The 12,454-nt window shown below is 63.1% G+C and carries 15 protein-coding genes; 6 read left to right on the top strand and 9 right to left on the bottom strand.

All coding sequences use genetic code 11. The features are described 5' to 3' along the window. Positions 1 to 67 precede the first annotated feature (67 nt). Both L6D64_RS07960 and L6D64_RS07955 read left to right on the top strand, forming a co-directional pair. Complete coding sequence (locus tag L6D64_RS07960) at positions 68 to 535, top strand: phosphotransferase system, HPr-related protein (RefSeq protein ID WP_176506253.1); 468 nt, start codon at positions 68 to 70, stop codon at positions 533 to 535. After that, positions 532 to 762 (top strand): metallothionein, encoded by a 231-nt coding sequence (locus tag L6D64_RS07955; RefSeq protein ID WP_176506252.1) that lies wholly within the window; start codon positions 532 to 534, stop codon positions 760 to 762. Before L6D64_RS07960 ends, L6D64_RS07955 begins: the two co-directional genes overlap by 4 nt. 12 nt (positions 763 to 774) lie before the next feature. Here the strand turns inward: L6D64_RS07955 and L6D64_RS07950 are convergent, their stop codons facing one another. Genes L6D64_RS07950 through L6D64_RS07930 form a run of 5 tightly spaced genes read right to left on the bottom strand, consistent with a single transcriptional unit; the run spans position 775 to position 5,066 of the window. After that, the gene (locus L6D64_RS07950) at positions 775 to 1,203 is read right to left on the bottom strand and encodes a hypothetical protein (protein ID WP_176506251.1); all 429 of its coding nucleotides are present in this window, start codon (positions 1,201 to 1,203) and stop codon (positions 775 to 777) included. A 17-nt stretch (positions 1,204 to 1,220) separates the two neighbouring features. After that, on the bottom strand, positions 1,221 to 2,168 hold the full coding sequence (locus L6D64_RS07945) for a lysylphosphatidylglycerol synthase domain-containing protein (RefSeq protein ID WP_176506250.1): 948 nt from the start codon (positions 2,166 to 2,168) through the stop codon (positions 1,221 to 1,223). Next, positions 2,168 to 3,370, bottom strand: coding sequence for a cardiolipin synthase ClsB (gene clsB, locus L6D64_RS07940; protein WP_176506249.1), 1,203 nt, complete (start codon positions 3,368 to 3,370; stop codon positions 2,168 to 2,170). Before clsB ends, L6D64_RS07945 begins: the two co-directional genes overlap by 1 nt. Continuing rightward, positions 3,367 to 4,152, bottom strand: a complete 786-nt coding sequence (locus tag L6D64_RS07935) for an endonuclease/exonuclease/phosphatase family protein (RefSeq protein ID WP_176506248.1) — start codon at positions 4,150 to 4,152, stop codon at positions 3,367 to 3,369. Before L6D64_RS07935 ends, clsB begins: the two co-directional genes overlap by 4 nt. Further along, the gene (locus tag L6D64_RS07930; protein WP_176506247.1) at positions 4,149 to 5,066 is read right to left on the bottom strand and encodes a DUF72 domain-containing protein; all 918 of its coding nucleotides are present in this window, start codon (positions 5,064 to 5,066) and stop codon (positions 4,149 to 4,151) included. Before L6D64_RS07930 ends, L6D64_RS07935 begins: the two co-directional genes overlap by 4 nt. Positions 5,067 to 5,237: 171 nt before the next feature. Here L6D64_RS07930 and L6D64_RS07925 point away from each other — a divergent pair, with 171 nt between their 5' ends. Together L6D64_RS07925 and L6D64_RS07920 are read left to right on the top strand one after the other, a co-directional pair. Continuing rightward, on the top strand, positions 5,238 to 5,612 hold the full coding sequence (locus tag L6D64_RS07925; RefSeq protein WP_176506246.1) for a low affinity iron permease family protein: 375 nt from the start codon (positions 5,238 to 5,240) through the stop codon (positions 5,610 to 5,612). A gap of 22 nt (positions 5,613 to 5,634) precedes the next feature. Next, positions 5,635 to 6,186, top strand: a complete 552-nt coding sequence (locus L6D64_RS07920) for an ATP-dependent Clp protease proteolytic subunit (protein ID WP_176506245.1) — start codon at positions 5,635 to 5,637, stop codon at positions 6,184 to 6,186. 12 nt (positions 6,187 to 6,198) lie between these two features. Here the strand turns inward: L6D64_RS07920 and L6D64_RS07915 are convergent, their stop codons facing one another. After that, positions 6,199 to 6,597 carry an NUDIX hydrolase gene (locus tag L6D64_RS07915; RefSeq protein ID WP_176506244.1) on the bottom strand — a complete coding sequence of 133 codons (399 nt, stop codon included), beginning with the start codon at positions 6,595 to 6,597 and terminating at the stop codon, positions 6,199 to 6,201. Positions 6,598 to 6,679: 82 nt separating this feature from the next. Then, on the bottom strand, positions 6,680 to 10,444 hold the full coding sequence (locus L6D64_RS07910) for a CheR family methyltransferase (protein WP_176506243.1): 3,765 nt from the start codon (positions 10,442 to 10,444) through the stop codon (positions 6,680 to 6,682). A gap of 324 nt (positions 10,445 to 10,768) precedes the next feature. Here L6D64_RS07910 and L6D64_RS07905 point away from each other — a divergent pair, with 324 nt between their 5' ends. Next, positions 10,769 to 10,981 carry a con-10 family general stress protein gene (locus L6D64_RS07905; protein ID WP_176506242.1) on the top strand — a complete coding sequence of 71 codons (213 nt, stop codon included), beginning with the start codon at positions 10,769 to 10,771 and terminating at the stop codon, positions 10,979 to 10,981. A gap of 146 nt (positions 10,982 to 11,127) precedes the next feature. Then, entirely contained in the window at positions 11,128 to 11,397 is a 270-nt protein-coding gene (locus L6D64_RS07900; protein ID WP_176506241.1) for a DUF6555 family protein, read from the top strand. A 4-nt stretch (positions 11,398 to 11,401) separates the two neighbouring features. Here the strand turns inward: L6D64_RS07900 and L6D64_RS07895 are convergent, their stop codons facing one another. Together L6D64_RS07895 and L6D64_RS07890 are read right to left on the bottom strand one after the other, a co-directional pair. Beyond that, complete coding sequence (locus tag L6D64_RS07895; protein WP_176506240.1) at positions 11,402 to 11,572, bottom strand: hypothetical protein; 171 nt, start codon at positions 11,570 to 11,572, stop codon at positions 11,402 to 11,404. A gap of 151 nt (positions 11,573 to 11,723) precedes the next feature. Continuing rightward, positions 11,724 to 12,338: a LuxR C-terminal-related transcriptional regulator gene (locus L6D64_RS07890; protein ID WP_176506239.1), complete on the bottom strand. Its 615-nt coding sequence runs from the start codon at positions 12,336 to 12,338 to the stop codon at positions 11,724 to 11,726. Between the last annotated feature and the right edge of the window lie 116 nt (positions 12,339 to 12,454).

Raw genomic sequence — 12,454 nt, 5'->3', positions numbered from 1 at the left:
AAAAAACTCTGAATCATCCGCAGCTTGGCGCAGTCGACCGCAGGTAAGCCACAGAAGGAGAGCCGATATGTCCGGACCAGATGACCCCAAGCCATACACCCCGACAGAGATCGATGACACTGAAGACCGCATGGGCAGTGTCCATGAGCTGGACTTCAGTGACCGCAACGATGACCGCGTGGGCCGGGTGGGTGACGAGCGGCCTGCACAGGAAGTCGACCAGGAGTTTCCCCCCAGGCGGGTTGCCGAAAGTGGCATGAGCGGAGGCGAAGCGTTGAGCGACAGCTTGCACGAAGACAATGTCACCTATGACGACCTGAGCCCTGACACCCTGCTGGACGAAACCGGTGCCCGCGACCCCCATGAACCGGGCGATGGCAGTGGGCCCGCGGACAAGACCCTGCGTCATGTGGATGCCGAGGAGATCGGCGGTGGCATCGGCCTCGACGAAGCGGAGCTGGCGCGCTCCGCGCCGTTGGACGGCGAGCCGTGGACAGACGACGTCATAGACGATGAACAGGGGAAAACACCATGAACGAGCAACGTTGTGCCTGCAACCATTGCAGTTGCACTGTCGACGCCAACGCCGTGCAGCAGGGCGGCAAGGCCTACTGCTGCGAAGCCTGTGCCAGCGGCCACCGCAATGGCGAGCCCTGCCGAATGGCCGATTGCAAGTGTGGCGACATGGAGCAGCCGAAGGAGAGCAACGTCGACAACGCCCTGGATGAGACCTTTCCAGCCAGCGACCCGATCTCACCCTGACAGGCGGGGTCGTCAATGGGTTTGCCAGATGCCTTCGTTACGCTCGCAATCGGCCCGGGCCTGGCCAAGGCTCGGGGTGTCGTAATAGTAGGTAATCACCCTGGCATCCCTGGACAGGGCCGGCCTTGACGAAGGCTGGTCCTGCCCGGCTGCTTTGGGGTTGGCCAGGGTCTCCTGGGTCAACGGCGCGATGCAGCTGCCCACGCTGCCATCGGCGCAACGAGCCACCTTGTGTTTTTCCGTGCTGAGCATGTCCTTGCTCTCGTTGCTGCACGACCAGTTGATGGCTTCAGCGGGCATGTTGCTGAAGCTGTAGCAAGTGTGCCGCTCGACGGGCTTCACCGCCTCGCTGGAAGACCGGGTCAGCACATCGCAAGCCTCTGCGAAGGCTTCGCCGCTGGCCAGGCTGGCGAGCATCAGCATCAATGCAGGAACGCGCATGATTACCTCCAGGCCCTCTAGGCCGGTTTGTCGCGCTGGCGCATGGCCTTGGCGCGTTTTTCCAGGATCAGATAAGTGAGCACGGCGGCCACCAGCGGTATCAGGTAATACAACGTCCGATAGCCCAGCAGCGCCGCCACCAGCGTGCCTTGGCCAAGCTGCCCGTGCAGCAGTGCCAGGAACACCGTTTCGAGCACCCCAAGGCCGGCGGGTATGTGGGCGACCACCCCGGCTACGCAGCTGATCAGCAGGATGCCGAGGATCGATGGGTAGAACGCCTCGCCAGGCAGCAGCCAGAAAATCAGCAAGGCCATCATCGCCCAGTTGCTGGCGCCCAACGCAACCTGGCCCAGGGCCAGACGCAGCGAGGGCAGGGTGACTTCATGCTCACGCCAGCGCCAGGTGCGCTTTTTCGCCAGCCCGCACGCCAGCAGGTAGCCGATCGCGATCGCCAACAGCAGCACGCCGATCAACCGCAGGCCGCCGGCCCCGACCGCCCAGTTAGCCGGCAGCTTGACCAGGCCCAGGGCGAATACAGTACCAGCCAGCAGCATGTAGCCCATCCAGTTGGTCAGCAGGCCCAGGGTGAGGATGCGGGTGATGGTGGGCGTATCCAGGCCCAGGCGGCTGTACAGGCGGTAACGCAGGGCCACACCGCCGACCCAGGTGGTGAAGTTCAGGTTGAAGGCATAGCACACGAAGGCTATCGGCAGCACCTGGCGGGCGGGCAACGAGTGGCCGGTGTAGGCCCGGGCCAGCAGGTCGTAGCTGGCGAAGATCAGGTAACTGCACAGCGCGAGGGCCAGGCCGATGGCCAGCGTGCTCGGCTTGTAGGCCAGCAGTGACTGGCGCACCTCGTTCCAGTCAAGGTTGCGCGCAAGCACGTACAGCAGCACCGGTATCAGGATCAGGAACGCCACGGTAAACAACCGCTTGCCCCAGATTTGCCAGGTTTTTTGCGCCATCAGGTGTTGCCCTCATGCAGATCGCCCCCGGCCTCGACTTCCGGCTGCAGCGAACGCAGGCGCTGGCGGTGGGCGGGGAACCAGCCAGCGATCCTCGGAAAATGCCGGATAACGTGGAAACACACGAAGATCAACGGTGCGCGCCACCAGTAGCCACGGATCATGCGCTCCAGGGTCACCGGCTTGCATTGCTCGTCTGCCAGTGCCTGCAGGTGCTCATACAATTGCTGGTTGAATGCCGGGTCACGGATGAACAGGTTGGCCTCGAGGTTGAACGACAAGCTCAGGGGGTCGAGGTTGCTGGAGCCGACCGTGGCCCACTCGTGGTCGACCAGCGCCACTTTGCCGTGCAAGGGTCGCTGGCAGTATTCGCGGATGCGTACGCCGTCGCGCAGCAGGTAGTTGTAGAGCAGGCGCGACAACGCGCGTACCCAGCGCATGTCGGGCTGGCCCTGAAGGATCAAGGTGACGTCGACCCCACGGCGGGCAGCGTTGCGCAATTCTCGCATCAGGCGGTAGCCCGGGAAGAAATAGGCATTGGCCACCACCACCCGCTGGCGCGCCGAGCGCAGGGCTTGCAGGTAGTGGGCTTCGATATCGGTGCGGCGCAGGCGGTTGTCGCGTTCCACCAGCACCGCCTTGCTCGAGCCTGTCGGTGCCGTCTGCGGCCGTACCTCGCTGGGCGGCTCCAGCACTGGAGCCATCAGCCTGCGGCTGGCGGCATGCACTTGCGCCACCACCGGCCCGGTCACCTCCACGGCATAGTCCTGCTTGGCCATGGGGCCAAAATCGCCCAAGTGGTCAGCGCTGTAGTTGATCCCGCCGATAAAGGCCCGCGCACCATCGATCACCACGATCTTGCGGTGCAGGCGCCGGAACAGGTTGGTGCGCATGCCGGCGACCCTGGGTTGCGGGTCGAAGGCGTGGAAGCTGACACCGGCATCGGTCAGCGCTGCGACGAAACTGTCAGGCAGGTCGGCGGTGCCGTAGCCGTCCACCGCGACCTCGACCCGTACGCCGCGCCGGGCGGCATCGATCAGCACGCCCTGCAATTGCTGGCCGACCTTGTCGTCGAAGATGATGAACGTTTCCAGCAGAATCTCTTCCTGTGCCTGGGCCATTGCCTCGAATACACGGGGGTAATACTGCTCGCCGTTGATCAGCAGTTCGATACGGTTACCATCGAGCCAAGGTCGGTTCACAGGTTGATCTCCGCAGCCAGTGGAGCATGGTCGGACAGATGCGACCAGGGATACATGGACAGCACCTGAGCCTTGGTCGGCATGGCATTGCGCAAGTAGATGCGGTCCAGGCGCAGTAACGGCAGGCGCGCCGGAAAGCTGCGGGCAGGGCTGCCGAAGTGTTCGCCAAACGCCTCCACCAGGCGCCGGGAGAGCACCGCGTCGGCCTTGAGCCGCCAGTCATTGAAGTCACCGGCGATGATCACCGGCGCTTGTGCCGGCAGCCGCTCAAGCAGCTGCAGCAACAGCTGCACCTGGCTTTGCCGGTGCGCTTCGCGCAGCCCCAGGTGCACGCAGATCGCGTGCACCTGCTCATGCCCCGGTACCTCCAGGCGGCAATGCAGCAGGCCGCGCTGTTCGTTGCCCTGGATCGACACGTCGAGGTTTTCATGGTGGCTGATCGGGAATTTCGACAGCAGGGCATTGCCATGGTCACCCTCGGGGTACACCGCGTTGCGGCCGTAGGCGAATTGCGGCCACATGCTGTCGGCGAGAAATTCATACTGCGGCGTCTCTGGCCACGCGGGGTGGTGCATAGCGTGCTGCTGATGGCTGCCATGGACTTCCTGGAGAAACACCAGGTCGGCATGGGTGGCGCGCACGGCTTCGCGCAACTCGGGGAGGATGAAGCGCCGGTTGAACAAGGTGAAGCCCTTGTGCACGTTGATGGTCAGCACGTTCAGCCGGTGCACGGCGGTGACCTTGTCGATGATGCAGCGCGGCGAGGGCAGGGTGTTGTTCACAGCGGCACCTCCGGCTCCACGCCCGGCTCGGTGAGCAGGTGGTAATCGAGCTTGAGCTTTTCCAGCAGGCGCCGCGCATCGTAGGGCGCATGGACTTTCTGATCGTTGTCGAAGTAGCAGTAGACATCGCGCGACGCCCGTTTTGGCGGCGCCTTGGCCACGACCAGTTGCGCATCTTCCACCTGGCCGCCTGCGGCCCAGGCCTGGATGCGCTGCTTCCAGCGTTTCAGGGCACGCGCCGTGTAGCCACTGCTGTAGAGTTCGACGTCGCCGTGCAGGCGCATGTAGACGAAATCGGCGGTCACATCCTCGACATAGGGCCATTTGCCTGCGCTGTCCGCCACGACCAGGGCGACGCGGTGCTTGCGCAGCAGTTTGATGAAGCGCTCGCAGAGAAAGCTCTCATGGCGGATCTCCACGGCGTGACGCAACCGCGCATTGCCCTTGATCGCGGTGCCACCGTTATCCTTCAGGCGCTCGGCACAGCCTTCAGCGCAGGCGCGAGCAGCCTTGCGATCCTTGGGCAGCAACTCGAAGAAATGGCTGAAGCGTGCTTCGTCGAACTTCATGTTGGGCGGGAATTGCCACAGGAACGGCCCCAGTTTGTCCCCCAGCAGCAGCGGGCCTGACGCGTAGAAATTGGCGATGGCCTCTTCGACCTCCTTCAGCCGCCGCACATGGGTGATATAGCGCGGGCCCTTGACCGAAAAAACGAAGTCCTCCGGCGTTTCGTCACGCCAGTTCACATAGCGTTCAGGGGTTTGCAGGCTGTAGAACGAGCCATTGATCTCGATGCTGTTCACGGCTCGCGACGCAAACGCCAGCTCACTGTCCTGGCGCAGGCCCTTGGGGTAGAAGTCCTTGCGCCAGGGGCCGTAGCGCCATCCGGAAATACCGATGCGGATATCGCTCACGCTGTTCTCCTCATAGCCTGCTCCATTGCACGTCACTTGAATGTGCGACCGGGGCAGCGCGGCAAGGGTTCAGCGCAGATGATCGAAGGCAAGCCGGGCGCCCGGAGTTGAACTTTGCCGGCCTGAGCGATTCCACCGCATAGCAGATCTGCAGCACAGGAGTCCGTCGGTATGAAATTCGACCGTTTCTGTCAGGGGCTGGCCAACTGGACCGGCCGACCGCTGACGTTTGCCATCGCTTTCCTGATGATTCTGGTGTGGGGCATCACCGGGCCGCTGTTCCACTTCAACGACACCTGGCAACTGGTGATCAATACCTCGACCACCATCATCACCTTCCTGATGGTGTTCCTGATCCAGAACACCCAGAACCGCGACAATGACGAACTCCATATCAAGATCGACGAATTGCTGCGCACCACCCAGAAGGCGCACATGGCATTGCTCGACCTGGAACACATGGACCCGGCCGAACTGCATGCCTTGCGCAAACACTACCAACAGATGGCGGAGCGCGACGACGAAGGGCAGAGCCCCAAGGAATGACCTGCCAGAAGCGGAGGCAAGCATGGCCAGACATATCATTCACTTTACCGGTCCGATCAATTCATCCACTTGCGGCAACCTGATCAATACCTGTTCGCGGGCGATGCAGCAGGGTGCCGACGTGCTGCAGCTGAACATTGCCACCATGGGCGGCGAGTGCAGCTACGGCTTTACCCTGTACAATTTCCTGCGCGCGCTGCCGATCAGCGTGCACACCCACAACCTCGGCACCGTCGAGTCCATGGGCAATATCCTGTTTCTGGCGGGCGAACACCGCACAGCGTGCAGCTACAGCAAGTTCCTGTTCCACCCGTTTCACTGGACGCTGCATGGCTCGGTGGATCACTCACGCATGGCCGAGTACGCCATGAGCCTGGATTACGACCTGCGCCTGTATGCGCAGATCGTTGCCGAACGTACGGAGGGCAGCAGCGAAGTGCTGGATGTGCCGCGCTACCTCATGGCCTACCCGCGTATCCTGGGGCCCAGGGAGGCGCTGGAGAGTGGCATGATCCACGCCATCGACGAAATGCCGATTGCGAGCGAGGTCTGCCAGTGGAGTGTGCACGCCTGAAGCCGGGCTTGCTCAGCGTAGCGACGCGGCGACCGTGCGGTCGCACGCCAGCAGAGAGCGGATCACTGTCTTGATCTCGGCGTTGATGGCCGACACCTGGTCCAGGTGCTGAAAGCAACAGTCGGCGATCTCGTGGTCGGCGGTCGGCTTCGGCGCGTGGGTGAAGTCGGCCTCGAACACATAGTGCATGCGCTCACCGGTTTCAAAGCGCATGAGCAAGGTCAAGGTATCGGCCTGCAAGCCAGTCTCTTCCCGTAATTCCCGCTCGGCCGCCTGCACCGGCGTCTCTCCCGGCTCGATCTTGCCGCCGGGCAAGGTCCACGGTGCCTTGGGTTTCCTCACCCACAGCCATTTCTGCGATTGCTTGCCATGCCGGCAAATGATGGTGGCGCGTTGCTTGACTGGCTTCATGCAGCCTCCTGCGGCAAATCCCTGGTTCATATGGGTTTGTCCGCAGGTGCGCAATGAACGTTCTGTTTAACTGGCTAACGGTTCAGCAGGGCACCGAGCCGCTTAGCGCCTCGATGGTCTCGACCAGCTCGTCATAGCCCACTGGCTTGTTCAGGTGACGATCGAAGCCGGACTGGCGCGATTTGTACTGATCGGCACTGGCACCGTAGCCGGTGAGGGCGATTGCTGGCGTCTGACGCAGGTGGGCAAGGCCGCGCAGGGCCTTGATCAATGCGTGACCGTCCATGCCTGGCATACCGATGTCCGAGATGATGACGTCATAGTCGCCACTGGCTGCGGCCTCCAGCGCCTTCGACGGATCGCTGTACGCCGCGACCTCGGCGCTTTCCATCTCGAGCAACGTCTGCATCACCTCCAGCACTTCGGGTGAGTCGTCGACCAGCAAGATCGTCGTGCCTTGCAGCCGCCCCTCGCTGACGGGCTCTGCGGTGTCTGAACGCAGTTGCACACCGGGGTCGCACAACGGCAGGCGCACGGTAAAGGTGCAGCCCTTGCCGAGCCCCGCCGAGCTGGCTTCGACACTGCCGCCATGGGCCTCGGTCAGCTGGCGTACGAGGGAGAGGCCGATGCCGAGGCCTTCACGGCCATGGCTGGCGACCTGCGGGGCCGCCTGGCTGAACAGGTCGAAGATATGCTCCAGGTTATCGTGGCTCAAGCCCACGCCCTGGTCGATCACCTGCAGGCGCGCCTGCGTTTCGTCGTGGCTCAGCACCAGGCGAATGTCATTGCCCGCCGGGCTGAACTTGAGCGCGTTGTTCAGCAGGTTCCAGATGATCTGCTCCAGGCGCGTCACGTCGCCCTCGATCATCAGCGGCGGGTCGTCGGCTGGCATTTCCAAGCGTACCGGGCAAGGGTGCTGTTCGCTCAGTATCACCGCATGGATGCCCCGGACAATGGCGCCGAGGTCCACGGGTTCGGTCTTGAGTTTGAGTTTGCCGGTGCGAATGCGCGCCACATCGAGCAGGTCATCGATGATCCGGGCCTGGCTGGACACCGCTTCGCAGATGGTGCCCACGGCCTTGCTGGCGGCGCCGATGCTCTTGATCGTCGGCAGCCGGCGAAGGATTTCGGCATTGAGCTGGATCAGGTTGAGCGGGTGTTTGAGTTCATGGGACATCACCGCGAAAAACTCGTCCTTCATGTGGCTGGAGGTCTGCGATTCGGCCAGTTGCTTGCTCAGGCGCTCTTCACCCAGGCGCACGCGCTCTTCGGCGGCGTGGCTCTTGCTGATGTCGATGAAGGTGAGCACGGTGCCGTCGATCTCCTGCTCGCTGGAGCGATACGGCAGCAAGCGCGCCAGGTACCAGTGGTTGTCCTGGGCGCCGATCTCGCGCTCGATGATGGTTTCACCCTTGGCCACGGCGCGGGCGTCATCGGCCAGTGCCGGGTAATCGAGGCGGTGGGTGATGTCCAGCAGCGAGCGGCCGGTGTCCACCGGCAGCATGCTGAACAAGTCGGTGGCGCGTGGGGTGAACCAGCGAATGCGCAGGCTGCGGTCGACGAACACCGTGGCGATGTCGGTCGAGGCGATCAGGTTGCTCAGGTAGTCGTTGACCTTGTCGGTTTCCTCGACCTTGTTCTTGAGCTCGTAGTTGACGGTGAGCAACTCCTCGTTGATCGATTGCAGCTCTTCCTTGCTGGTTTCCAGCTCCTCGCTGGCCGAACGCAGTTCTTCGTTGATGGCCTGCATTTCTTCGTTGGAAGCGGTCAGCGCTTCGCTGGAAACCTCCGACTGTTCGATGGTTTCCTGCAGTTGCTGGCGGGTACGCTGCAGTTCGCGCTCCAGGTTGTTCAGCACCATGCTGTCGGTCTGGCGGATGACCCCGGGCAGCGGCAAGGACGGGTCGGGCGCACGCTCTTCGAACACCACCAGCAGGCACTCGCCGGTGCTGAGTTCGTCCTTGAAGGGTTGCACGGTGATTTCGGCTTGCTGCTTGTCTTCACCTTCGCCAAGGTCGACCGGCCGCGAGGTGACGGCCTCGGTGCCCTGGCGGGCCTGGAACAGGGTACTGCGCAAGGCCAGGCGCAGGCTCGGCAGCACCAGGTTGAGCAGGTTACGGCTCGGCTCGCCCCCTGCCAGCTGCAGGTAGCGCCCGACGCCGTCGCTCATGTGCAGGATATTGCCGTCGCCATCGATGATCAGGCTTGGCGGCATGCGCCGGGCCAGGGCACGCTGGTGCATCTCGGCATAGGACGGCTTGCGTCCGGGCTTGGCCTTGGCCTGAAGGTCCTGGGCGATGCTGGTCATGTTCGCGCCGGGCAGCTGCCGGCCTGAGCGGCGGCCGGCCGGGCTGACGTCACGGGCGCGGAAGATGCGGTTGCGCTTGTCTACCGGGGCGAACAGTTCACCGGCCACATCGGCCGATTCGGAAGTGCCGAGGAACAGGTAGCCGCCGCTGCGCAGGGCATAGTGGAACATCTGCAGGATGTCGTGCTGGACTTCGCGGTCGAGGTAGATCAGCAGGTTGCGGCAGACGATCAGGTCGATCTGCGAGAACGGCGGGTCGGACAGCAGGTTGTGGCGGGCGAACAGCACCTTCTCCCGCACCTCCTTGCGCACCCGGTAGTGCTGGTCTTCCTTGACGAAGAACTGGCGTAGCCGGGTGGGCGGCACGTCGGTCACGATCGCCTCGGGATAGGAACCCGCGCGGGCGATACTGATGGCGCGTTCGTCGAGATCGCTGGCGAACACCTGGAGCTTGCGTGCGCGTTGTTCCAGGGCCAGTTGCTCACACACCAGCATGGCCAGGCTGTAAGCCTCTTCGCCGGTGGAGCAGCCCGCTGACCAGATGCGGATCTCGCGGTTGTCCTCGCCTTCGCTGACCAATTGCGGCAGCACGTGACGCTCCAGCGATTCAAAGGCCTCGCGGTCGCGGAAGAAATTGGTCACACCGATGAGCATGTCGCCCAGCAAGGCAGTCGCTTCGCTGCCGTGTTGCTCCAGATAGTTCAGGTAGCTGCCCAGGTCGGTCTGCCCGGTGACATGCAGGCGGCGCTCGATCCGCCGTAGCACGGTGGCGCGCTTGTAATGCTGGAAGTCGTGGCCGGTGGCGGTGCGCAGTTGCAGCAGGATTTCTTCGAGCAATGGCTCGGCGGCCTGGGCATCGCCAGCCCGAGTGCCCAACGGCGGCGGCAGGGTATCGTCTTCGATCTCCGGCAATTTCACCTGCCGCGCCGTACGCCACAGTTCCGTCAGCTTCTGCGGCATCTCGGCAGCCGGCAGCACCAGGTCGACCATACCGGTCTCGATGGCGGCGCGCGGCATGCTGTCGTACTGGGCGTCGTCCGGGGTCTGCGCCAGGGTCACGCCGCCTTGTTCCTTGATCCGCGACAGACCCACCGCGCCGTCGGCACCGGTGCCCGACAACACCACGCAGAAGGCGTGGTCCTTGTGCACGTCGGCCAGATCACGGAAGAACAGGTCGATGGCCACATGGTCGCCGCGTCGGCGGTTGGCCGGGGTGACGCGCAGGTAGCCGTCATTGGTGGAAAGACGGTTGGCCGGCGAAATCACGTAGACATGGTTGCATTCGATCGGCACCGGCTCGGTGACTTGGCGCACCGGCATCGGCGTGGCTTCCTGGATGATCCTGTCGGCCACGCTCTGGTGGTCGGGCGACAGGTGCAACACCACCACGAAGGCGGCACCGCAATCGCCGGGCATCTGCTGGAAGAAGGTGCGAATGGCCTCCAGCCCTCCAGCCGACGCACCGATACCGACCACCGGGAAATCCAGGTGGCTTGGGCTTAGCGCGGGGTTTTGCGGCGACGCGGGTTGCTCAGTCATGAAGATGCCTTGTGCAGACCTTGAGAACGGCCCATTGAAGCATCGCCGGGCAGATGAGCGAGCATTATAGGCCGCTCGTCGTCTCTGCTGCGAGGCTTGGCAGTGTGAGGCCGTTTGCAGTTGTGACCCTGAAGTTGTGACCCTTGAGCACGAGAAAAATTGCCCGTCCAGAACCAATCGCGCATGCATTTGCCACGGGGGCCTTTGGTGCCGCCGGTCGGCCACCTGCAATCCGATTGAGCAGAGCCTGTCATCGCCTGTTCGGAACCAGAGCAGGGCACCGTTTCATGCGCCCAACCCATCCGCATCGCAAGGAGAAAGGACATGGCTGTTGATCAACAACGGACCGGACAACGTGGCGGCACAAAGGAGACCAACCCAGGCAACTTCGCCAATGACCGCGAACGCGCCTCCCGGGCTGGTCACAAAGGTGGCCAGGCGTCGGGCGGTAACTTCGCCAACGACCGGCAGCGGGCATCGGAAGCCGGCCGCAAGGGCGGGCAGAACAGCCACGGAGGTGGCCGCCAGCAGCAATGACGAGGGCTCGCTGAGGCCCGCCGGCATCAGGGTGCCTGGCAAGGACCCTGATGCATCCCTTTGAATTGTTCGACAATCTTTTTGAATCTTTCGCGGACGGCATCACTCAATGAATAGTCATCCATGGAGAAGAGGAGGGCCGCGTGATGCCTAGTCCCCAGCTGTACATTATCGATTACCTGCTGCACGGCCAGCCGCGCAGTTTCATTATCCGGCTCGAGAAAATCGATAACGCCGAGGCTTGGCACTGGGCCAGTTGTGATGCAGGGATCGGCATCATCCCGAAGTTTGGCCGAGAGAGGATCAAGAAAGTGAGCCGGCCAATGGCCGAGCGTTACGGCATCACCGCAGTGACCTGGCGGCCGTCAGGCAGCAAGCCCAGCCAGACGGTCAGCGACTCAAGTGTGACCAGCTGACCCTTCATGCACCGGATTCGGGGTCGCTCGCAGGCACTCCGGGCCGGTTCTGCTCATCCTCTGTCAGGTTGGGATCGGCGTCCGAATCAGCTGCCCGGTCGTTGCGTTCTTCTGGGTCCAGTTCGGGCCAATCGTCCTGGGCGCTACCTCCGCCCATTTGCAGTATCCGGTTCATGATGGCGCCCTCGCTTGGCGAAAAAGGCCCACCCGAGGGTGGGCCAAGCACAGGAGTGATGAGCGGTGATGATTGACCAGCGCTCATGGATTGAGAGTGCCGGGCGCCCCCGCATGATCACTTGCATTGCCATCGGCACCGACCGACGGTATCAGGTACCGCTGTACTTGACGGCCGCGGCCGTGCGCGAGGTGACATTCAGCGCCTTGAGCAACGATGACACGTGAATACGGACGGTGAACGGCGAGATGTCCAGGGCGCGGGCAATTTCCTTGTTGGTCTTGCCTTGGGCGATCAGGCGCAGCACCTCGTGCTGACGGTGAGTGAGTTGTTCCAGCTCGTTGGCGCTGCCCAGGTTCGGCAACAGGCCTGAAGGGCTGTACTTGACCAGCACCTCGCCATCCCGGATCGCCAGGATCGCCGCGCCGAGTTCATCAGGGGCGACGCTTTTACCAATGAAGCCATCCACGCCGCTGGCCATGACGTGTTCGATCAGCGCCGGCTCGTCGACCATCGACACGATGATCAGGGTGGTACGGCGTAACAGCTGACGCAGTTCGGTCAGGCGTTCGATGCAATCGAGCCCAGGGAAGCGCAGGTCGAGAATCAGTGTGTCTGGCACCTCGCCCTGGCGGGCAAGCGCCAGCACCTGCTGCAGGTCCCCGGCCTCTTCCAGTTGTGCGTGCGGCAGTACCCGCTGCACGGTACGGACCATGGCTTCCCTGAACAGCGGATGGTCGTCCGCCACGATGATGCGGCACGTCACGATCTGGCACTCCCTGTGAACGGCGTTGTCGCCACCATGCTAACTTAGCAGCCTGTTGCCGCAAACGCCCGCAAGCGCTGCGCCAAGAAGGCGCCCAGGCGGCCCCGTGCACAAGG

Source organism: Pseudomonas urethralis, from assembly GCF_021602465.1.
GTDB classification, from domain to species: domain Bacteria; phylum Pseudomonadota; class Gammaproteobacteria; order Pseudomonadales; family Pseudomonadaceae; genus Aquipseudomonas; species Aquipseudomonas vlassakiae.
The sequence above is the reverse complement of the archived record's forward strand: the minus strand, read 5'-3'. Positions and strand labels throughout refer to the sequence as shown.